General features: G+C 31.8%; 21 protein-coding genes and 1 pseudogene. 8 read left to right on the top strand and 14 right to left on the bottom strand.

What is annotated here, in order from left to right:
- Positions 1–235: 235 nt before the first annotated feature.
- Entirely contained in the window at positions 236–1,555 is a 1,320-nt protein-coding gene (locus tag B3J26_RS00105; RefSeq protein ID WP_291072592.1) for a dihydrolipoamide acetyltransferase family protein, read from the top strand.
- 38 nt (positions 1,556–1,593) lie between these two features.
- Here the strand turns inward: B3J26_RS00105 and B3J26_RS00100 are convergent, their stop codons facing one another.
- Entirely contained in the window at positions 1,594–2,169 is a 576-nt protein-coding gene (locus B3J26_RS00100) for a DUF3575 domain-containing protein (protein ID WP_291072590.1), read from the bottom strand.
- A 100-nt stretch (positions 2,170–2,269) separates the two neighbouring features.
- On the opposite strand from B3J26_RS00100, the gene B3J26_RS00095 reads away from it, so the two are divergent.
- Positions 2,270–2,782 carry a hypothetical protein gene (locus B3J26_RS00095; RefSeq protein ID WP_291072588.1) on the top strand — a complete coding sequence of 171 codons (513 nt, stop codon included), beginning with the start codon at positions 2,270–2,272 and terminating at the stop codon, positions 2,780–2,782.
- Here the strand turns inward: B3J26_RS00095 and B3J26_RS00090 are convergent.
- The 3 genes from B3J26_RS00090 to B3J26_RS00080 all read right to left on the bottom strand — a co-directional run bounded on the left by B3J26_RS00090 (position 2,754) and on the right by B3J26_RS00080 (position 5,372).
- Positions 2,754–3,236 (bottom strand): hypothetical protein, encoded by a 483-nt coding sequence (locus B3J26_RS00090; protein WP_291072586.1) that lies wholly within the window; start codon positions 3,234–3,236, stop codon positions 2,754–2,756. The two genes, B3J26_RS00095 and B3J26_RS00090, sit on opposite strands and share 29 nt — an antisense overlap.
- A gap of 66 nt (positions 3,237–3,302) precedes the next feature.
- Positions 3,303–3,752 (bottom strand): hypothetical protein, encoded by a 450-nt coding sequence (locus B3J26_RS00085; protein WP_038331079.1) that lies wholly within the window; start codon positions 3,750–3,752, stop codon positions 3,303–3,305.
- A gap of 105 nt (positions 3,753–3,857) precedes the next feature.
- Complete coding sequence (locus tag B3J26_RS00080; protein ID WP_125349428.1) at positions 3,858–5,372, bottom strand: Do family serine endopeptidase; 1,515 nt, start codon at positions 5,370–5,372, stop codon at positions 3,858–3,860.
- Positions 5,373–5,535: 163 nt separating this feature from the next.
- Here B3J26_RS00080 and dapF point away from each other — a divergent pair, with 163 nt between their 5' ends.
- From dapF to B3J26_RS00065, 3 genes are read left to right on the top strand one after another with little or no spacing between them, the layout of a single operon-like run.
- Positions 5,536–6,312: a diaminopimelate epimerase gene (gene dapF / locus B3J26_RS00075; protein WP_125349427.1), complete on the top strand. Its 777-nt coding sequence runs from the start codon at positions 5,536–5,538 to the stop codon at positions 6,310–6,312.
- 9 nt (positions 6,313–6,321) lie between these two features.
- On the top strand, positions 6,322–7,344 hold the full coding sequence (mltG, locus tag B3J26_RS00070) for an endolytic transglycosylase MltG (RefSeq protein WP_291072584.1): 1,023 nt from the start codon (positions 6,322–6,324) through the stop codon (positions 7,342–7,344).
- Between the two features lie 29 nt (positions 7,345–7,373).
- Positions 7,374–8,774 (top strand): FAD-binding oxidoreductase, encoded by a 1,401-nt coding sequence (locus B3J26_RS00065; protein WP_280035295.1) that lies wholly within the window; start codon positions 7,374–7,376, stop codon positions 8,772–8,774.
- 46 nt (positions 8,775–8,820) lie between these two features.
- Here the strand turns inward: B3J26_RS00065 and B3J26_RS00060 are convergent, their stop codons facing one another.
- The 10 genes from B3J26_RS00060 to panB form a co-directional block, all read right to left on the bottom strand.
- Entirely contained in the window at positions 8,821–11,568 is a 2,748-nt protein-coding gene (locus B3J26_RS00060) for a TonB-dependent receptor (RefSeq protein ID WP_291072581.1), read from the bottom strand.
- Between the two features lie 96 nt (positions 11,569–11,664).
- Complete coding sequence (locus B3J26_RS00055) at positions 11,665–12,441, bottom strand: GLPGLI family protein (RefSeq protein WP_180905825.1); 777 nt, start codon at positions 12,439–12,441, stop codon at positions 11,665–11,667.
- 140 nt (positions 12,442–12,581) lie between these two features.
- Positions 12,582–13,184, bottom strand: a complete 603-nt coding sequence (gene pncA / locus B3J26_RS00050) for a bifunctional nicotinamidase/pyrazinamidase (protein ID WP_180905826.1) — start codon at positions 13,182–13,184, stop codon at positions 12,582–12,584.
- 98 nt (positions 13,185–13,282) lie between these two features.
- Positions 13,283–14,068, bottom strand: coding sequence for a GLPGLI family protein (locus B3J26_RS00045; RefSeq protein WP_280045506.1), 786 nt, complete (start codon positions 14,066–14,068; stop codon positions 13,283–13,285).
- A gap of 70 nt (positions 14,069–14,138) precedes the next feature.
- Entirely contained in the window at positions 14,139–14,921 is a 783-nt protein-coding gene (locus tag B3J26_RS00040) for a GLPGLI family protein (RefSeq protein WP_280045507.1), read from the bottom strand.
- Positions 14,922–15,027: 106 nt separating this feature from the next.
- The gene (locus B3J26_RS00035; RefSeq protein WP_291072578.1) at positions 15,028–16,020 is read right to left on the bottom strand and encodes a glycosyltransferase family 2 protein; all 993 of its coding nucleotides are present in this window, start codon (positions 16,018–16,020) and stop codon (positions 15,028–15,030) included.
- A gap of 12 nt (positions 16,021–16,032) precedes the next feature.
- Positions 16,033–16,893 (bottom strand): lysophospholipid acyltransferase family protein, encoded by an 861-nt coding sequence (locus tag B3J26_RS00030; RefSeq protein ID WP_038331093.1) that lies wholly within the window; start codon positions 16,891–16,893, stop codon positions 16,033–16,035.
- A gap of 24 nt (positions 16,894–16,917) precedes the next feature.
- Positions 16,918–17,601, bottom strand: coding sequence for an RluA family pseudouridine synthase (locus B3J26_RS00025; protein ID WP_291072577.1), 684 nt, complete (start codon positions 17,599–17,601; stop codon positions 16,918–16,920).
- A gap of 65 nt (positions 17,602–17,666) precedes the next feature.
- Positions 17,667–18,017, bottom strand: coding sequence for a four helix bundle protein (locus B3J26_RS00020; RefSeq protein WP_114998885.1), 351 nt, complete (start codon positions 18,015–18,017; stop codon positions 17,667–17,669).
- A 97-nt stretch (positions 18,018–18,114) separates the two neighbouring features.
- Positions 18,115–18,930: a 3-methyl-2-oxobutanoate hydroxymethyltransferase gene (gene panB / locus B3J26_RS00015; protein ID WP_291072575.1), complete on the bottom strand. Its 816-nt coding sequence runs from the start codon at positions 18,928–18,930 to the stop codon at positions 18,115–18,117.
- 247 nt (positions 18,931–19,177) lie between these two features.
- Between panB and B3J26_RS00010 the strand changes: the two genes are divergently transcribed.
- The 3 genes and pseudogenes from B3J26_RS00010 (at position 19,178) to B3J26_RS14860 (ending at position 20,712) form a co-directional block, all read left to right on the top strand.
- Complete coding sequence (locus B3J26_RS00010) at positions 19,178–20,344, top strand: nucleotide sugar dehydrogenase (RefSeq protein ID WP_291072574.1); 1,167 nt, start codon at positions 19,178–19,180, stop codon at positions 20,342–20,344.
- A 20-nt stretch (positions 20,345–20,364) separates the two neighbouring features.
- A pseudogene (locus B3J26_RS14865) lies at positions 20,365–20,511 on the top strand (GDP-mannose 4,6-dehydratase); the annotation flags it as partial.
- Positions 20,512–20,712 (top strand): type II toxin-antitoxin system YafQ family toxin, encoded by a 201-nt coding sequence (locus tag B3J26_RS14860; protein ID WP_409410935.1) that lies wholly within the window; start codon positions 20,512–20,514, stop codon positions 20,710–20,712.
- Positions 20,713–20,869 lie beyond the last annotated feature (157 nt).

Raw genomic sequence — 20,869 nt, 5'->3', positions numbered from 1 at the left:
GAATCATTCTTAATATTTCAAAAAGTCCCTCAATCTTAGATTGGGGGATTTTTTTATGTAATCAAAACTATCAAATCATTAAAAATAATCTTATAAAAGTTAGATCAATTATTAAATTGATAATTATTTATGATATTAATGCGAATAATTTAAAAATAAAAAGCATTAATCTTTTTAACAGTATTTTTTTGAATCGAAAAAATGTTTAGATTTGTATTTAGCAAATAACACAAGAATGTCTGACTATAAATTAATTCTACCTTCTATGGGAGAAGGTGTAATGGAAGCTACTGTAACAAATTGGATCAAAAATATTGGTGATTCGATTAGTGAAGATGAATCGGTTGTAGAAATCGCAACAGATAAAGTAGATTCTGATGTTCCTTCGCCAGTTGCAGGAGTTTTAAAAGAAATCTTAGTTCCGGTAGATGGAATTGCAAAAGTAGGTGAGCCTATCGCAATTTTGTCTGTTGATGGAGTTGTAGAACAAGCTGATTCGGTAGAAGAAGTAGATACAAGTAGCGATCAGGAAATTGCAGATGCAGCAAAATCTATCGAAGCTGAAGTTGCAACAATCAAAACTGAAACGGTTATTACTTCGTCTGATGATAAATTTTATTCTCCTTTAGTAAAATCTATTGCGAAAGAAGAAGGTGTTTCTCAGGCTGAGTTAGATCAAATTTCAGGTTCTGGAAAAGACGGACGTGTAACGAAAGATGATATTTTGGATTTCGTTAAAAATAGAGGAAATCAACCAGCGAAAACAGTTGTTACGACTTCTGTTGCTGCACCAGTTGCTCAACCTCAAGCACCGCAAGTGCAATCTGCGCCAATTTCTGTTGGTGAAGGAGACGAAATTATCGAAATGGATAGAATGCGTAAAATTATTGCGCAAAATATGCTACAAGCAAAACAAATTGCTCCTCACGTAACGTCTTTCGTAGAAGTTGATATGACGAATATTGTGTTGTGGAGAGATAAAAATAAAAATGAATTTCAGAAAAAACATGGTGAGAAAATTACCTTCATGCCAATTTTTATCGAAGCTGTAGCAAAAGCAATTCAAGATTTCCCAATGATTAATGCTTCGGTTGTTGGAGATAAAATTATTAAGAAGAAAAATATCAATATTGGAATGGCGGCTGCTTTACCAAGTGGAAATTTAATTGTTCCTGTTATCAAAAATGCAGATCAATTTAATTTAGCGGGGTTAGCTTCTCAGGTTAATGATTTAGCAAATCGTGCGCGTAATAATAAATTGAAACCAGCAGAAATACAGGGAGGAACGTATACAATTACAAATATTGGTTCTTTCGGAAATACATTAGGAACGCCAATTATTCCTCAACCTCAAGTAGCTATTTTGGCTGTTGGTGCAATTGTGAAAAAACCTGCTGTTATCGAAACTCCGCAAGGAGATATGATTGCAATTCGTCATAAAATGTACTTATCTCATGCTTACGATCACCGTGTTGTGGATGGAGCTTTAGGAGGTATGTTTGTAAAACGTGTTGCCGAATATCTAGAGGCTTTCGATATGAATACGCCTGTGTAAGAGTAAAATAATACTAGATATAAAAAATCCAACTAATTTTAGTTGGATTTTTTTCGTTTAAATTTATAAGTAAGCATTACACCGCCTTTGTAAAGCAGCCACTCCCCACTTTTATTAAATGATTGCGCAGAATCATATCGTCCGAAATTAGGAGAATCTTCTTTATAATATCCTTTGTAATTTCCTTGAGAGTGTCCTCCACCAACAAAAACATCTAATCCCCAATTTTCGTTAATTTTTACTTGATATCCAATTGTAGCTCCTGTTAAAATTGCTATTCCTCGTTGGTATTTATCAGTGTTCCAATAATTCCATTTTTGAAGATCAAAGAAACCAACTCCAATGTTTGGACCTATATAAAATTTACTAAAAGATTTATCAAAGTAATATCTACCTTCACCAAAAACCATATACATTTGTAAATGATTACCTGCAAATGATTTCCATGGAGAGATAAAACCGTCAGCTTGTAAAGTTATCCTATCTGTGATTGCATGTTCAACACCAAGATTTACCATTGCAAGTGGCATTGTTAACGCATTAACTTTTATTTGTGTTTCTCTTTTTTGAGCAAAGATTGTGGCGGGAAATAACAACCAAATTAATTTATTCATTCGTAATTTTTATCAGTTTACTAGGCTAAGGTAAAAAAAGCAGTTTATTTAGATGTTAATTCAAGCTTTTTTATAACTTTACTTAACATTTAAGTACATTATGGCACCAATCATATCAATCCTAATAATATTTTTGATTTTCGGAATTTTTGTTTCGATATTCTTTGTTATTGCCGTATCTGATGCGAAAGTCAGAGAGAAAAATGAACAACATACACTGAAAAGCTTACCAGATCAGGTAGACTTAAAAGCTGTTGTACGTTACAATATTGGGCGTCCGCAAGGGAGATTTCTTAAAATGAAATCTTTTCAGGGAAGTGGTGTATTATATGTACAAGGAGATCAATTAATTTTCAAAGATATTTTGGGTAATGAAGATCATATTTTTGATTTGAAAACATGCAAATTATCTTGGGTTGAGAACAAAATAAATGGGATTACAAATGCTTTTAAAGTAGCAGATCACGAAGCTATTATCTTCTTTTATACTGATAAAGGTGTTTTTATTTTTAATACGATTGAAGAAAATGCGTCGACTTCAGATTTATATATTCGTTTGAAAGAATTGCGTAAAAGCATTAGAACTAAAAAAGCTGAGTCGGCAAGTGAATAGTTAATCCTGCTCGGAAACCGCTCATATCTTTAAAATTTTTATTTTCTCTAAACTCGAAAGAATAACCAGCATTTAACTCTACAATGCTCAAAACTGCGATACCAGCTTTTGGAGTAATTGTCCACGGAGAAACTTCAGTACGGATAACATAAAAAGCGGAGTTAAAGTTAGAGCTATATGGATCACCAGTATTGTTGCGAAAATTGAACATATATCCAGCTCCAACTTCTGGAATTACACGAAATTTATCTTTCATATAACCCAAATTTGCATTGGCGCTAAATGTCAAAATATTGTTGTTATCTTGTACTAAGAACAAATCTGTTCCAACTTTTCCATAATTTCCATTCCAATATTCATAACCAAGATTAATTGTAAAATAATCGGTTAAATTTTGTTGTGCTTTCGCTTGAAAACTAATGATAAAAACAAAGATTGCGATGAACTTTTTCATGTGATAAAATTAATGAATTATTTAGTTTTCTTCCAAAAAAATAAATTTTCGTCGTTTTTACTTTCTCTAATTCCAATTGAAAGGAATATTAATTCCAGCAGAAAATTGAAAGCCTTTTATCGGTTTGAAATTATCTTTCTCATTAATTTTAAAACCATATCCTATTCCAAATTCAACTATGGTCAAAAAAGTTAATCCAACTTTTGGAGTGATTGTATACGGTGTAAACTCGCTTTCTACAAAAGGAAAAATATATGAGCCGCCTGAGGTAAAATAGCCTGTAATACCAATTTCTGGAATGACATGAAAATTATCTCGCATATAAGCCATGTTTGCGTTGGCATCTATTCGTGGAGTGATAAATGTATCACCTAATCCAAAAGTGTAAAACAGACCTAGTTTGGCAAAGTTCCCAGATTGATTAGAATAACTTCCTGAAACGCCAAATAAGTTTTGACTGAATGCAAAAGAGGAGAATAAAAGAATGAAGATTGTACTGATTTTCCTTAAAGTCATACGTTTGGTTTTGAAATTAAACTTAGTGTAAAGATAAATAGCTACAACTTATCTTGTTGTAGCTATTTATAATGATTTATTAAAATTTAAAATCGACTCAAAATTTTAATCCATCGTGAATCCTTTTGTATAGATTCGTCCGTAATAATCTGCAAATTTAATTGATACGCGACCTTTATAATTTTTTAATATTTTTTCGATATCGTCTTGTGAACTTACATTTTTATCATTGATCGATAAGATAATAAATTCTTCTTGAACACCTGCTGCTGCTAATTTTCCTGCATTATCTAAATGTTTTACCATGACACCATAATTAATTCCGAAACTATCTTTTTGACGTTCTGTTAATGGCTCAAATTCTGCACCAAGAACTTCAGTTGGCGTTAAGTCAGATTTGCTTCTCACTTTAGTGCTTCCTTTAGCATCTTTCAATGTGATGTTGTATGTTTTCTCAGAGTTTCCACGTCTTACAGTAAGTGCAACATTGTCACCAGGACGTTTGCTACCTACGATGAATGATAACGAAGAGAAAGATGTAATTGGTTTTCCATCTACAGCTGTAATGATGTCTCCTTCTTCGATTCCAGAATCAATTGCAGATCCTTTCGCAACCAATTCAGTTACCATTACTCCATTATCGGTTTTAATGTTCTTTTTGAACTGTTTGTTATATTGTTTTACAGCATCTTCATTCGATAAATCAAAACCTTTGATACCTAAATATCCACGTTGTACAATTCCGTACGATTTAATATCCTCAACAACTTTTTTTACCAAGTTTGCAGGAACAGCAAATCCGTAACCAGAATAAGCTCCTGTTGGCGAAGAAATAGCTGTATTGATACCAATTAAATCTCCGTTTGCATTCACCAAAGCACCACCAGAGTTTCCTGGATTAATCGCTGCATCGGTTTGAATAAACGACTCGATTGGTGATTCAGAATTTTTACCTAAAATATTAATGCTACGACCTTTTGCCGAAACAATACCTGCTGTAACAGTAGATGTCAATCCAAATGGATTACCAACTGCTAACACCCAATCTCCAACATTAATCGCATCAGAATCGACAAATTTTGTGAATGGTAAACCTTTTTCGCTAATTTTCAATAAGGCAATATCTGTACTTGGATCAGTACCAACTAATTCGGCAATATAACTTTTTTGATTATTCAAAGTCACTTCAATTTTAGAAGCACCTTGTATCACGTGATTATTTGTAACAATGTAACCATCTTGTGAAATAATTACACCAGAACCCATTCCAGATGGTTGATCTTGATCTGGTTGCTGTTGTCTTCCTCTTTGTTGTTGTTCTGGTTGCCCGAAAAAGAAATCAAAAGGATCAAAGAATTGCTGTTGTTGTTGCTGTCTTTGATTCGAATAATTTTTGATACTCACAACTGTATGTACAGCTTTATTAGATGCTTGCACAAAGTTTGGCGCATCGTAATTGTAATTTCCTTTATAATCTACAAATTCAAAGTCTCCATTTTTCTGATTACTTGCATTTGTAATAAATGGATTACTTCCATTTTCGTTCATCAAATAAAAACCTCCCATAGTTGTCATAGAGCTCACTAATCCAACTAATAAGTATCCTGTATATTTTTTCATCTTTAATTATATAAGTTTTTAATGTTTTTAGATTAAATCAAATTTAAGACCAAAATTTTAACATTTCAAACCGTTTAACGCATGTTAACACTATATTATAAATCTTTTATAACATTAGTTAAGAGTGACAAAAATGTCTTTACTTTGTTTAAAATTTAAGAAGTTGAAATTAAAATTTTATAAATACCAAGGAGCTGGGAATGATTTTGTCATGATTGATGATCGAGAAAAAACGTTTCCAATCTCTACAGAATTGATTAATAGGCTATGTGATCGTAATTTTGGGATAGGAGCTGATGGTTTGATTTTGTTACAAAATGATGAAAATTCAGACTTCAGAATGGTGTATTTCAATTCGGATGGAAACGAAAGTACAATGTGCGGAAACGGAGGACGTTGTATTATTCGATTTGCAAATGATTTGGATGTGGCTAATGACAAAATGACATTTAATGCGATTGATGGTTTGCATCATGGTATCGTAGATCAAGAAGTTATTCGTTTACAGATGATTGATGTAAATGAAGTAGAAGATCACGACAAATATTTATTTATGAACACAGGTTCGCCGCATCACGTAGAATTTGTGGAAAATGTAAAAGATGTTAATGTTTATAAAAAAGGAAAAGCGATTCGCAATGGAGCGCCCTATTTTGAGAAAGGTTCTAATGTAAATTTTGTTGAAGTAATGCCAGATAAAAGTCTTACGATACGTACATATGAACGTGGAGTTGAGGACGAAACCTTGGCTTGCGGAACAGGAATTACAGCTGCTGCGATTTCTGCTTATGTTAAAAATTTGGTAGACAAAAAAGATATCAAAGTAAAAGCAATGGGAGGAGATTTATCTGTAAATTTTGAAGAAAATAATCATAACTTTGTCAATGTTTGGTTAAATGGACCAGCAGTAAAAGTTTTTGAAGGTGAAATTGAAATTTAATTCAATCCAATGAAAAAATTAAATTTAGTATTAATATTAATCTGTTCATTCGCATTTGTAGGATGTACATTTATAGACGGTTTCAAAGGAAATGTAACCAAAGATGGTTATATCTATATCTCTCGTGGAGCTAAATTTGAGCAAGTTTTAGATTCTTTAAAACCATTTTTGAAGGATGAAAAATTGTTCAAACAATATGCAGAAGATGCAGATTATCCAGCAACGATAAAATCTGGAAAATATAAAATCTCAAGCTCAGATTCTAACCGCGATATTATTGATCGTTTGCAAGGAGGAGAGCAAGAAGAAGTGAAACTTCGTATCAAAAATGAACCAACAATTTACCATTTGGCGGGATCAGTTTCCAAACAAATTGATATGGATTCTATCGAAGTTTTGACAGCTATTCGCGATTTTGTGAAAGAAAAAAACGATACAACGTTAAACGACGAAACGGTAAAGCAATATTTCATTCCAGAAACGTATTTCGTGTATTGGGGATTAACACCAGAAAAATTTGTTGATAAAATGGTAGCGCAACACGACAAAGTATGGAATGCAGAACGTTTAGCAAAAGCAAAAGCGCTTAACATGACACCTTTACAAGTTACAACATTAGCATCTATTGTTCAATTAGAATCGTCTGATAATATGGATGAACAACAAAAGGTTGCACGAGCATATATGAATCGTTTGGCGAAAGATATGCGTTTAGAGGCCGATCCAACTTCTATTTATGCGTACAAAATGGAAAATGGTTGGGATCAAAAAGTGCAACGTGTGTACAAAAAATGGACGTGGTCTTCGAATGCGTACAACACATATCGTAACAAAGGTTTACCACCAGCGCCAATTTGTTTACCAAATTTAGGAGCAATTGATGCGGTTTTATCACCAGCAAATCACGATTTTATTTTCTTTGTTGCAGATCCTAAAAAACCAGGTTACCACATTTATACCAATGATTATCAGGAACATTTGAAAAATGCTGAGAATTATAGAAATTGGTTAAAAGAGAATAATATCAAATAGTTGTATCTTTAGCTAAACCAATTTTAGCTATGTTACAATCAAATTATACAAAAAGAGAATTCCTAAAACTACTTGGTACAGGTAGTTTAGGGATTTTTTTTATGTCTTTTTATTCGTTTGATGATTTTTTGGATGATGATTTAATAATCTTGACAAAAGATGATGAAAAGTATAATCAATACAGAAAATCATTCAACAAAAGAATTGAGAAGTTTCCGAAAATTATAGCAGTTTGTAAATCCGAAACTGGAATAAAAAAAGCAATTGTATTAGCAAACGAGAAGAAACTAAAAATTGCCATTCGAAGTGGAGGACATAGTTTTGAAGGTTTTTCGAATGTTGATAACGGATTGTTGATTCATCTTGGATTGATGAACAAAATTACGTGGTTGCAAGAGAATAAAGTAAAATTACAACCAGCTTGTTTGTTGCAAGAAATTTATGCGAATTTTTTACCTAAGAAAAGAATTATTCCAGCTGGATCATGTGGAACTGTGGCTATTGGTGGTTTGACTTTGGGCGGTGGCTATGGTTTTTTTAGCCGAAAATATGGGTTGACCTGTGATAATCTGCTTCGTGTAAAAATGATCGATTACAAAGGAAATACAATCGACTCTGATAAAGATCCCGATTTACTTTGGGCGTGTAAAGGCGGCGGAAATGGAAATTTTGGCGTTGTAACGGAATTACATTTCAAAACTTATCCAGTCCCACAATCTTTCAGCGGATATCGTATGAAGTTTACAAATCTAACATCAGATAAATTTGTCAAATTAATTCGACTTTGGTTCCAAGCAACGGAAAAATTACCTAAAGAAGCTTTTTCTGCTTTTGTGTTGAATGGAAAGTTTTTGACCATTTTATTTACCAATTTTGCAGTAAATCAAACAGATTTTGAGAAAATATTTTCGAGTTTAATTCCATTATCGAATGATTATAAACCGATGAAAAATAGAAATCTGGCTGCTGCGCTCAAAAATTATTATGGCGTAACAGAGCCGATTTATTTCAAAAATTCTTCTGCTGGTTTGTACACAGGAATTGAAGATATTGAGAAAGGTTTGGAAGATATTTTTGCAAAAGTTGTCGCTTCTAAAGGAATGATTTATCAGATAAATACTTTGGGTGGAAAAATCAATGAAGTCAAAGCTTCAGATTCTGCTTATCCACATCGCGATATTAATTATTTGAGCGAGTTACAAGCGTATTGGGATTTGCCTTCGCAAGAAGAAAAGTTGACAAAATCATTTGAAGAAATACAACAATTATTAAGAAATATTGGGAATATAAAACAATACCGAAATTACCCGGATATTAATTTTCCTGATGCAAATAATGCTTATTTCGGAAATAATTTGGCTCGATTGCAGCAATTAAAAAAGAAATATGATCCAAATAATTTGTTTGATTATCCACAAGTGATTAAATAGTAAAAGCCCTTCTATAGAAGGGCTTTTACTATTTAATTCATTTATTTTAGAACTTATATCGTAAACTCACGATAAAATATCTTCCCAAAACATTTTTAGTTGTAGTCGATATGTAGTTATCATTAAATCCATTCGAAACAATTACGTTGTTTCCTAATAAATTTCCACCTGTAAGAGTCAAATAAGTTTTCTTCGCAATATTGTATCGTGCAGAAGCATTCCACTCTTTTGCTGTGTTTATTTCTACTCCATCACGGTATTGTAAGCGATAAGAGAAATCGGTCTGAACTAATAATTTACTTGTAGCGGACCAAGCAGCTTCCCCATATGGACGCCAGTTCGTAAATTTCTGTTCAGATAATGATTGATATTTACTTAGGTTTAAATTAACCCCAGCCTTTAATTCAAATTTCTTTTTGAATGTAAATGAGTTCTCTAAATTATATGTTTGATTAAAACTTTTATTGTTAACATCCTTCAAATCATCATTTTTAACAACTCCATTTTCATATTCAATATTTCGTGTAATGGTATAATAATTAGAAGTAGAAATATTACCTGTTAATCGTGCATTGTACCATTTAGCAAAACGCTTCCCAATCATGAAATATCCTGAATAAGTTTCTTGGTTATTACCAGAATTAATTAAGGTATTGAATTGATAGTTATTTACAATTGTATCGTTTCCAGAGATGATAAAATCACGGTTTAAAACAGATTGCGTTTGTATACTTTTTTCTTGTAATGTATAACTCAAATTCGCAAAAATATTAAAGAATGTGAATGAGTTAAAATGACTAAAATTAAGACTTGCTGTATGTGTCAAAGCTTGTCTTAAATTTCTATTTCCGTAGAAAATAGATTGGTAACTTTGAATGGTGTACGAATCATTAAAATCTTTTGTGTACGGATAGCTATAGCTTTGTGAATAACTTGCGCGAACACTTGTTGCATTGTTGAACTTGTATTGCAAATTCAGGTGAGGTAAAAATTTCGTTTCCGAACGATTTAATTTTTCACCATCTTGGTATTTCGATTTCTCATTAAAGAACGAAACTCCAGCTCCAGCATCTACTTGAAAGTTTCCTAATTTTTTTGTCAATGTTACATCAGCAAAAGTCTCGTTGTAATCTAAATCTGTATTACTGATTAATGAATTATCATTCATTAATTTCTGAAAATCATAGATTTTATTTTCAAAATCTTGCGTACTAAAATTTGTTCCAACCTTAATTTTAAGGTTAGATGTATTTGTCAACAAGTGATTGTAGATTCCGTATAATTGAACAGTGTTCAAAACAAAATTTTGATCTTGATTGATATTATATTGATTATTTACTTGAGATAAATTCTTGAACAAATTAAAAGACGAGAACGGATTTGCTGTTGATAAAACATTGTAATCTGGCGTATCTTTTTGATATTGATGACGGAAATATAAACCAACATTATCATCGCGTCCAACTTTACGGATGTAAGATAAAGTTTGTGATAAAGAGTAATTCTTTTGTTCAGAATTTACATTTCTAAAGCTATTTTTTTGATCGTTATAATAGCTATCAACCAATTGTTCGTTTTCGCTATCTAAATAATTAAAGTTTAAGCGATATTTAATTTGTCCTTTATCATTCGGATTATAATCTAAACGCAAACGCGACATTCCCATCAAAATATTGCTCTTATTTTGTTCCTGATCGACAGTTGTATAAGGTGTTTCGATGTTGTTGTAATAACGTTCTGATTTAGAATTGTAACGAATGTTATTTGTATTAAGTAAACCAAACCCAGAGATTTTTAGTTTCTTATTTGGTTCAACACCAAAATGCACAGCACCATTATAGGTATTCATACTCGGCGCATCATTTTTTGTCATTAAGTTTAGATTGTTCGAATTTCCTCTTAATGAATAGATACTTCCTTCAGAATTAAATTCAGAGTACCCACCAAAGAAGCTCATATAATCATCTTGATCAAAAACTTGTTTCCCGAATGTATTAAAATCATTGATTAAAGTTCCGTCCGTTTTTTCTGAGAAATAGAAAATTTTAGCTTGCGCATCTGTATGTTTGTCCGCATCTCCACCTAACGTCACATTACCAAAAGCAAGACGCTTCATATCATCTTTTAGTTCGATGTTTAACGAGAATTGTTCGTCATCTTCTTGTAAGGAAGAAGCAAAAGGATTTGATTTGAACTTAGTGTTTAATTGAATTTTAGAAACCGCATCCGAAGGTAAATTTTTGTTCAATAATTTTTCGTTACCACCCAAAACTTCACGTCCACCAACTGTTACTTGCGACATTGGTTTACCTTTGTACATTACCTTACCATTCTGAACTTCAATTCCAGGTAATTTTTTAAGAATATCTTCTAATGTTTCCTCATTTCCAACTTTGAAAGAATCTGCATCAAACTCAATTGTATCACCTTTTACTTTGATTGCTTGTTGAGCTTTTACAATTGTTTCTTTTAAAGAAATTTCTTTTCCTTGTTTAAGCTTTATTTTTTTGTTGACATTTTCAGTCAAATCAACATTTTCTACATATGTTTCGTAACCAGCTTGCTCAATTTCGATATCATATTTTTGTCCACATGGCAATTTGAATTCAAATTCACCCATGTTACTTGTAAAAACAAAACCTTTTCCTTCGTTTTTACTATCAAAAATAGAGACAGAAGCATCTGTAACAGGAATTCCAGCATCATTTGCAACAGATCCTTTCAATTTACATTCTTGTGCAAATGAGATTTGAGCAGCAGAAGTAAATAAAATTAGATAGAGTAATTTCTTCATATGTATTTTTTAGTTGATGACTCAAAATAGAGTTTTTTGTAAAACACATCTATTTATGTGTTAGAAACAGATGTGTTTTATATTTTGTTTAATGAATTATTGGGTGTCTACACCGCTATTCATCATTTCTTTCATCTTTTTCTGCATATCTTCCATAATTTTCATGAATTGATTATGCGTTACAGTTTCACCTTTTGTAGGAATGTTAACTTTTAATTCTTTATCCGAAAGTTTTAATTCTTTTAATGTGAAAATCATTGTTGTTCCTTGGTAATCAAATTGAGCTTTTACAATTAAACCAGGTAAGCCAGCTAAAGAAGTTGGTCCATCTTTTATTGGAATTTCTGGAGCAAACCAAGCCGTTACAGGAATAGAATCCATCATAACACCTTCTGCTTTTGTTGCTTTATATCCAGCAATATCAGTTTTCTCACGAGAAATTTTCCATTTGTAATCAGGAATTTGATCTTTAATCAAATATTGTTTTGTCCCCATATCAACTTCTTTGTAATACAAATTTGGAGTTACAGTAAAGTCTTTATAAGTTGGTTTATTATCGAAAGTTGCCATTTGTTGGGCAATCATTCCTCCTTGAGATTGAGCATTTCCTACTTTTTGTTCTAATACAAAAGTTGATTGTTTTGAATTACTTTTTAAGAAATAATTCATGAAAACACCCGCATCAATTTCAGCTTTTAACATTGGGCCAACTTGTGAACGATATTGTTGAGGAACTTGTGCCATTGTTTTGTCATAATCCAATTTCATTTCGCAAACATAAGTTGCATCGATATTTTGTGTTTTATTGTCTTGTGCGATAGAAACTGTAGTTGTGATAATTCCTAAGGCAAATGTTAAGATTGCTTTTTTCATAATTGTTGTATTTGTCTAATTAGTCTGCTTTTGTAGATTAATGTTACAGATGTTTTTTGAATTTATTCTAAAAAATAAAATGTCATTCAAAAAGTTAAGGATTTTCAAATGACATTTTTATCTAGCAATTTATTATTTTTTTATAATAAATACGTCGAGACATTTCCACCTTTTTTGATAAAATCTTCTTTCAATTCATCAAAAAGTTCTTGGTTAATAGCCTTTGTTGTTCCTTCTAAAATATATGTTGTATATCCCAATGCTAAAGCATCTTTTGCTGTATAATACACACAATAATCTGCTGCTAAACCGCATATGTATACACTTGTTACATTATGATCTTTCAAAAATCCATTTAGCCCTGTTGGATTCTTTTTATTCACATCAAAAAAAGCACTATACGAATCAACTTCTGGATTCATACCTTTTCGGATGATTGCACTTATTTTATTTTGCTTGATATCTTTGTGTATTTCAGCTCCTTTAGTGCCTTGTACACAATGATCTAGCCATAAAACTTGACGATTTCCACCTAATTCGATTACATCAAAAGGTTGTTTATCTGTGTGTTGAGAAGCAAAACTTTTGTGATTTGCTGGATGCCAATCTTGCGTTGCCACAACAACATCATACTTTTCTTGCAATTTGTTTATGCGTTCGATAATTTTATCTCCATCATTCACAGCCAACGAACCTCCTGGTAAAAAATCGTACTGCATATCTACGATGATTAAAGCTTTCATAGTATTTTATTTCTTAAGATTAATTTAGAATTAAATATAAGTTTTATAATATGAAATTGAACCAATTTTTATGAAAATTAATCGAATTTTAAGAAACCTTAATCTCGTTTATTTACACCAGAATTTCTCATTTCTTCGAAACGTGAGCGTTGTTCTTGCATTAATTTATCAAATTCTGCTTGCGAAATAGCACCTTTATCTTTTGGTTTTTCGATTGTTTTTGTATTTGTTGATGTTTTGATATCTGTCAAAGAAATAATTTTAGAACCTTTAAACATTCCTCTGTTAATCTCTGTTTGTACTTCTGCGATTAAACCTGGTAATCCCCAATAATTTTCTGGACCAGTTTTATATTTCAATGTTGGAATGTACCAAACTGTTGTTTGAACACTATCAATAATAGCGGTTGCTTTTTTAGCTTCATTCCCTAAAATTATTTTCGTTTCGCGTGTTAATTTCCAATCAAAATTTTGCAAAGAATCTTTCACAACATAACTTTTTCCCATCATGTTTTGTTCTTTTAAAAGCAAATGATTTGTACTATTTTTATAAATATTATCTCCATTCATCGACATCATTCGCATTCCGCCTCCACGTGGACCTCTTATTCCTTGACTTTGATCGTTTGATATTTTTTCAACCATTTTATACAAAGATTCATTTCCCAAAATAGTCAACTTAGCTTCTTGAGGCTCTTGAATATTTTTCTTGAATTGCTCTTGCATTTCTTTTGACATCGTACGTCCATTGCCACCTCTCGGAGGTTGAAACGTAAAATCGTCTGGTAAAATAATACGCGTTGTGTACGAAATTTCTACTTTTTCTTGTTGCGCAAAGGCCGAAAAACTAATTAGTAAAATAAAAACTGAAATTATTTTTTTCATTTTAAATGTGATTATAGCTCTTAGACAAGAAATAGTATAAAATGTTTAATGAAGGATGAAAATATTTTCTTTAATCCTTACTTACACCTTCAGAGCTCATCTGTTTTAGCCTTTCCATTGCTTTTTCACTCAACGCTTTATATTCTTCGTTGGTGATTGTATTTTTATCTTTTGGCTTTTCAATTGGTTTTAGATTTGGGACTTCTTTGACTTCTGTTGCACGAATAGTGCTACTTTCGATTCCTTTATTTTTTGAGTTTTTGATTTCGACTTCTAATATCAAACCAGGCAAACCATTGTAAATTCCAGGTCCATCTTTTATTGCAATACTTGGAGCATACCACGCAGTTACAGTTGTTGTGCTATCCACAATTGCGGTTGCTTTTTTGACATCAAAACCAATTAATTTCTTTGTTTCGCGTGTTAATTGCCATTTGTATTCGGTTAATTTATCTTTTATTGTATAAGTTTTGTCAAATGATTTTACACTTTTCAAATAATCTTTTGTAGTTAAATTTTTGAATAAACCATTTCCTGAATCTCCAAAACTCATCGAAACTCTCATCCCGTTTCCTCCTTGTTGATTATCTATTTTTTCGACTTTATTATAAGATGATTCGTTTTCATTGATTGTTAAGATAAAATCTTTTGGCTCTTGCATATTCTTTATCATGTCATTGTAAACATCAGTCGGAATTGTGCTTTCTTTACCATTTGTAGAAAATTTTACAGAACCTTTAAATTCTTCTGCATTTACTTTTACAATCTCTTGATAATTCACTTCAAGCTTTTGTGCAAAAGAAATAGTGGTAAGTAGAACGAAATAAGTAAATAATGTAACTATTTTTTTCATTGTAGTTTGATTTGTTCTACAATGATAGTAATATTTTTATATTCTACAATAATAGAATTAAAAATTTATATAAATTTTAAGAAATGATTTAATATTTGAAGACAGATTATTTTAAATCCTTAAAGTACTGACGTTTTTGTATGAAATACTGAAATGGCAATAATTCTTTATCCGAATAATTTTTAATTTGATGTTGTTGACGTTTTTTATACATTTTTATAAAACCAAAATAAAAATGCATATGTGATAAGAAAACAGCCCAAACATGTGGAAGTCCTTGTTTTGGTAAAAAGGCAACAGCAGCAATTCCATCCATAGAAAGACGTGTGAAAAGCATCGGAAAAAGTTTGTTTTCAGGTAGATTTTTAAGCATCATCCACAAACTATTTCGGTAATTTAGATACCATTTTTTTGGATTGGATTTATCCAAAGTTGCACCGCCCAAATGATAAACAGTTGATTCTCCACAATAATAAATTTTTCGCCCAGCATTGTTTAATCGCCAACACAAATCGATTTCTTCCATGTGTGCAAAGAATTCTTCGTCAAAACCATTTTGTTCAAAGAAATCTTTTTTTCGAATGAATAAACTAGCACCCGTAGCCCAAAAAATTTGTGTGGTATCGTTGTATTGTCCATTGTCTTTTTCTAAAGTTGAAAAAACACGTCCTCGACAAAATGGATAACCAAATTTATCAATGAAACCTCCTCCAGCACCGGCATATTCAAAATACTCTTTGTTTTTGTAGTCTAATATTTTGGGTTGAATTGCGGCGATGTCAAGATTGTTGTCAAACAATTTTTCAATTGGTTCTATCCAATTTTCAGTTACTTCGACATCCGAATTTAATAAACAGAAATATTCTGCATCAATTTTTTTTAAACCTTCGTTATAGCCTTGTGCAAAGCCATAATTTCCTTTGTTCTGAATGATTTTGACAGAAGGGAATTGAGTTGTTAACAATTCGATTGAGTTGTCAGTCGACGCATTATCAATTACATAAATTGTTGCGTTTTTAGAATTGTTAATAACCGAAGGTAAAAATTGAGGCAATAATTTTTCGCCATTCCAATTTAGGATTGCAATTGCTGTTTTCATGAATATTTAAAATTACAAATCTGCATATTTCCAACGTTTGTGGCTCCAAAGCCAATTATCTGGATGTTGTTGAATGGTTTGTTCTAAATGATGAAAAAATTGATGAACAATTTCATTTTCTTCAAATTTTTCTTGTTGAGGTTGTAGTCGAATAAAAGTTGTGTGATAATGACCGCGTTTTATTTTTTCGGTTTGACAAAAGACAACAGCCATGTCTTTGCGTCGAGCAATTTTATCAAAACCATTAAAAACAGGCGTTCTCTGATTGAGAAAATCAATAAAATAGTGAACAGCCGATTGTTTTGGACTTTGATCTGCGACAAATAAATAGGCTAATTCTCCATCATTCGGAGCTTTCATCATAAAACGCAACACGTCTTTCATGTCTAATGCTTTTGTACCAAAACGACCACGCATAGCGTTGATTTTATCGTTCCAAAAAGGGTTTCTAATTTTATGATAAACGGCTGCACTTTCTTTTGTTGGTAAATGTTTTACCGTTCCAATAAACCATTCCCAATTGAAAATATGCCCACACATCATCATGACATCTCGTTTTTCACTTTTTATTTCATTAAAAATGTCGAGATTAGAATATGTAAATCGTTTGTCCAATTCTTCTTGAGAAATAGAAAAACTTTTTAAAGTTTCAACTAAATAATCACAAAAATTTGCATAAAATTTTTTGTGAATGGTTTTGATTTCTTCTTGAGATTTTTCGGGAAAAGAGTTTTCTAAATTTGTTCTAATGACACGTCTTCTATAACCAATAACCGTGTACAACAGAAAGAACAGAAAATCCGAGAATCTGTATAAAACCGAAAGAGGTAAACGTGAAATTTGATAAATTATGAAATAAAAAATGCTATTCATTTGACAAACAAATAAGCGACAAATTTACGAATTAAATTTGTTCGTTGCTTGCCAAATTGCATCTTTCGGAACTGGAGCTACAATTGTCATTTCTTCTTTTTTGACAGGATGTTCAAATGTAATGCGATACGCATGTAAACAAATGCTTCCATCAGGATTAGAACGTTTAGCGCCGTATTTCAAATCGCCTTTGATAGGACAACCAACAGAAGAGAGTTGCGCGCGAATTTGATGCGAACGACCTGTAAATAACTTTACTTCGACACAATGAAACGAATCCAAAGCGCCTAAATAAGTGTATTCTAAAATTGCTTTTTTTGCATCAGCAGTAGGTTTAGAATAAACCGTTGTTTTATTATTTTTAGGATTTTTCTTTAGATAATGTTCTAATCTTTCGAAATCTTTAGGCGGTTTACTTTGTACAATGGCACGGTAAACTTTGTCAATATTTCGTTTCTGAAACATTTCGTTCATTCGTGTTAACGCTTTCGAAGTTTTAGCAAAAATCAACACACCAGAAGTTGGACGATCCAAACGATGCACTAACCCTAAGAAAACATTTCCAGGTTTGTTGTCACGTTGTTTTATATAGTCTTTTAGACTATCGATAAGAGGAATGTCGCCTGTTTCGTCTCCTTGTGCTAATTCACCCGCTTTTTTGTTGATGATTAACAAATGATTATCTTCGAATAAAATTTCTGGATTCATGTTATTGAGAATAAGGTTTAGACATAGGGAAAGTCAACCTAATTAATTAGAATTTATTTAATTTTTTAATGCTTTTTGAGTTTATTAATCTCAAAAATTGTAGTATTTAATTCTTCAAGAAGAAGATTTATTGTGTTTTCGTTAAAATATCCAACTTTCTGTCCATAATAAAAATGAGATTTTGTTTCGAAAGCCGAACCTTTTGCGATTTCATAATATTTAACTTTATCATTAATACTCGATTTGCCAAAACCTTCAGCAATATTTGCTGAAATACTTTCTGCAGAACGTCTTATTTGTGATGTTAATCCATAATCTTCTGTTCGAGGTAAATTTGAACTTAACTCAAAAACTTGAACAGCGATATTCATTGCTTTTATCCAAATTGGCATTTCTGTGAAATCGTGATAAGGCATGTTGTAAGTTTAAGGTTTAGACTAAGATTAAGTTTAAAAGAGGTTAAGATTGAGTTTTGCTTTGTCTTTTCCTCAATCTCAACCTTAACCTCAATTTCTAATATTGTTCATTCACATTTGGAAAGTCGCCCGATTTTACATCCGCAACATATTGTCCAATTGCTTGGTGAATTTGATCTTCTAAGTTTAAATATTTACGAACAAATTTTGGTTTGAACTCGTTGTTTAATCCCAACATATCATGTACAACTAAAACTTGACCGTCGCAACCTGCACCTGCACCAATTCCAATTGTAGGGATATTAACCGACGCAGTAACTTTAGCAGCTAAATCAGCAGGGATTTTTTCCATTACTAATGAAAAACATCCTAATTCTTCTAATAATTTAGCATCGCTAATTAATTTTTCTGCTTCCGCATCTTCTTTTGCACGCACTTTATACGAACCAAATTGGTAAATAGATTGTGGTGTAAGACCTAAGTGTCCCATAACAGGAATACCAGCATTTACGATACGACGAATAGATTCTTCAATTTCTTTTCCTCCTTCTAATTTGATTGCATGCGCACCAGATTCTTTCATAATTCGAACAGAAGATTCTAAAGCTTTTTGCGGATCAGATTGATAAGTTCCGAAAGGTAAATCAACGACAACCAAAGCGCGTTTAGCACCACGAACCACGCATTGCGCATGGTAAATCATTTGATCTAAAGTAATTGGCAAAGTTGTTTCGTGACCAGCCATTACATTAGCAGCAGAATCACCAACCAAAATAACTTCCGTTCCAGCCGCATCTACAAGCGAAGCGATTGTAAAATCGTAAGCCGTTAACATCGAAATTTTTTCTCCGGTAAATTTCATGTTACGCACAGTTTCGGTAGTGATACGTTTGATTTCTTTATTTACAGACATTACGTTTATATTTTTAACTTTTGTAAAGTTAATTTGAATATTAAAACAGAACTAATTTTGACTGAAATTTTTTCTAGTTTGACAAATGAAGAACTAGATAATTGGTTCGTTGAAAATGAAATAACAATTTTTACAATTTTATAAACGTAAATATACTTGTCTATTTGCTCATTTTTAGTAAATTGGTGTTCGAATTGAGAGAATTTTACTAAATTTGTTCTCTTAAATTAATTTTAAATAACCATAAATGAAAATAGCAATAGTGGGAACAGGCTACGTTGGTCTGTCTAACGCAATTTTATTAGCTCAGCATAATGAGGTAGTGGCGTTAGATGTTGTTCCAGAAAAGATTGCAATGCTCAATGCAAAAAAATCTCCAATTGAAGATAAAGAAATTATAGATTTTTTGCAGAATAAGGAGCTTAATTTTCTTGCGACTTTAGACAAAGAAACTGCCTATACAAATGCAGAATATGTGATTGTTGCAACGCCTACGGACTATGATCCAAAAACAAATTATTTTAATACATCAAGTGTAGAATCGGTTATAAAGGATGTTAAACAATTTAATCCGAATGCTGTAGTTATTATAAAATCGACAGTTCCAGTTGGTTTTGTTGAAGATTTAAAATCACGATTAGAATATCAAAATATTATTTTTTCTCCTGAATTTTTGAGAGAAGGAAAAGCCTTATACGACAATTTGTATCCATCAAGAATTATTATTGGTGAGCAAAGCGAAAGAGCAGAAGTTTTTGCTAATTTATTGAAAGAAGGAGCAATTAAGAAAGATATTCCGACGTTGTTTACACATTCAACCGAAGCAGAAGCAATCAAATTATTTTCGAATACTTATTTAGCATTGCGTGTCGCTTACTTTAATGAGTTAGATAGTTATGCACAAACTTTCAACTTGAATAGCAAGCAAATTATCGAAGGAGTTGGTTTGGATCCTCGTATCGGTTCGCATTACAACAATCCATCATTTGGATATGGAGGATATTGTTTGCCAAAAGATACGAAGCAATTGTTGGCGAATTATGATGCAGTTCCAAATAATATCATTCAAGCTATTGTTGATGCAAACAGAACGCGAAAAGATTTTATTGCAGATTCTATCATCGCTAAAAATCCTAAGAAAGTTGGTGTTTACCGCTTAATTATGAAATCAGGTTCGGATAATTTTAGAGCATCAGCAATTCAAGGAGTAATGAAACGTATTAAAGCAAAAGGAATTGAAGTGGTGGTTTATGAACCGGTTCTGAAAGAAGATTCTTTTTTTGGATCGAAAGTGATGAATGATTTTCAAGCTTTTAAACAAGAATGTGATGTGATTATCTCGAATCGAAATGCACCTGAATTAGCTGACGTGAAAGAGAAAGTTTATACGCGCGATTTGTTTGGAAACGATTAAAAATAACACTATAAAATACTATGAAAACTATTTTAATTACAGGTGGAGCTGGATTTATCGGTTCTCATGTTGTAAGAGAATTTATCTTAAAATATCCTGAAACGAAAATCATCAACCTTGATGCGTTGACATATGCGGGAAATTTAGAGAATTTGAAAGATATTGAAATGTGTTTAGAATTATTAATTAAAGGTGGTGCTGATAATCTACCTTTAAAAATGAAAGCTCATAAACTTATTGGCGACTATAAAGATTATTGGGAATGTCACATTAATTCTGATTTACTTCTTATTTGGTTTCAGTTTGATGAAGATAAAAAAGAAATTCATTTAACAAGAATAGGATCTCATTCTGATCTTTTCAAATAAAGCCTTAGTAATTTTATACTAAGGCTTTATTTTTGTCTGCTTTGGATATGCAGTTACAACGGTAAAATGCGCCTTTCCGAGCGTTTTTAAATATAAAATTACTTATTCAAAACGGCACTTGTTCAAGTTCAATGTTTTTGTAATCTCCCCCTTGTTA

This window comes from Empedobacter sp. UBA5987 (assembly GCF_002429865.1).
In the GTDB taxonomy this organism is placed as follows: domain Bacteria; phylum Bacteroidota; class Bacteroidia; order Flavobacteriales; family Weeksellaceae; genus Empedobacter; species Empedobacter falsenii_B.
This window is presented reverse-complemented; position numbering and strand designations above follow the sequence as displayed.

Coding starts and splice junctions, on each gene's coding strand:
- panB (WP_291072575.1), bottom strand. CDS start 18,930: ATGTCTGTAAATAAAGAAATCAAACGTATCACTACCGAAACTGTGCGT.
- B3J26_RS00045 (WP_280045506.1), bottom strand. CDS start 14,068: ATGAAAAAAATAATTTCAGTTTTTATTTTACTAATTAGTTTTTCGGCC.
- B3J26_RS00105 (WP_291072592.1), top strand. CDS start 236: ATGTCTGACTATAAATTAATTCTACCTTCTATGGGAGAAGGTGTAATG.
- B3J26_RS00055 (WP_180905825.1), bottom strand. CDS start 12,441: ATGAAAAAAGCAATCTTAACATTTGCCTTAGGAATTATCACAACTACA.
- B3J26_RS00100 (WP_291072590.1), bottom strand. CDS start 2,169: ATGAATAAATTAATTTGGTTGTTATTTCCCGCCACAATCTTTGCTCAA.
- B3J26_RS00090 (WP_291072586.1), bottom strand. CDS start 3,236: ATGAAAAAGTTCATCGCAATCTTTGTTTTTATCATTAGTTTTCAAGCG.
- B3J26_RS00010 (WP_291072574.1), top strand. CDS start 19,178: ATGAAAATAGCAATAGTGGGAACAGGCTACGTTGGTCTGTCTAACGCA.
- B3J26_RS00085 (WP_038331079.1), bottom strand. CDS start 3,752: ATGACTTTAAGGAAAATCAGTACAATCTTCATTCTTTTATTCTCCTCT.
- pncA (WP_180905826.1), bottom strand. CDS start 13,184: ATGAAAGCTTTAATCATCGTAGATATGCAGTACGATTTTTTACCAGGA.
- B3J26_RS00095 (WP_291072588.1), top strand. CDS start 2,270: ATGGCACCAATCATATCAATCCTAATAATATTTTTGATTTTCGGAATT.
- B3J26_RS00080 (WP_125349428.1), bottom strand. CDS start 5,372: ATGAAAAAATATACAGGATACTTATTAGTTGGATTAGTGAGCTCTATG.
- B3J26_RS00025 (WP_291072577.1), bottom strand. CDS start 17,601: ATGAATCCAGAAATTTTATTCGAAGATAATCATTTGTTAATCATCAAC.
- B3J26_RS00035 (WP_291072578.1), bottom strand. CDS start 16,020: ATGAAAACAGCAATTGCAATCCTAAATTGGAATGGCGAAAAATTATTG.
- B3J26_RS00020 (WP_114998885.1), bottom strand. CDS start 18,017: ATGCCTTATCACGATTTCACAGAAATGCCAATTTGGATAAAAGCAATG.
- B3J26_RS00060 (WP_291072581.1), bottom strand. CDS start 11,568: ATGAAGAAATTACTCTATCTAATTTTATTTACTTCTGCTGCTCAAATC.
- B3J26_RS00030 (WP_038331093.1), bottom strand. CDS start 16,893: ATGAATAGCATTTTTTATTTCATAATTTATCAAATTTCACGTTTACCT.
- mltG (WP_291072584.1), top strand. CDS start 6,322: ATGAAAAAATTAAATTTAGTATTAATATTAATCTGTTCATTCGCATTT.
- B3J26_RS14860 (WP_409410935.1), top strand. CDS start 20,512: ATGTGTTTAGAATTATTAATTAAAGGTGGTGCTGATAATCTACCTTTA.
- B3J26_RS00065 (WP_280035295.1), top strand. CDS start 7,374: ATGTTACAATCAAATTATACAAAAAGAGAATTCCTAAAACTACTTGGT.
- B3J26_RS00040 (WP_280045507.1), bottom strand. CDS start 14,921: ATGAAAAAAATAGTTACATTATTTACTTATTTCGTTCTACTTACCACT.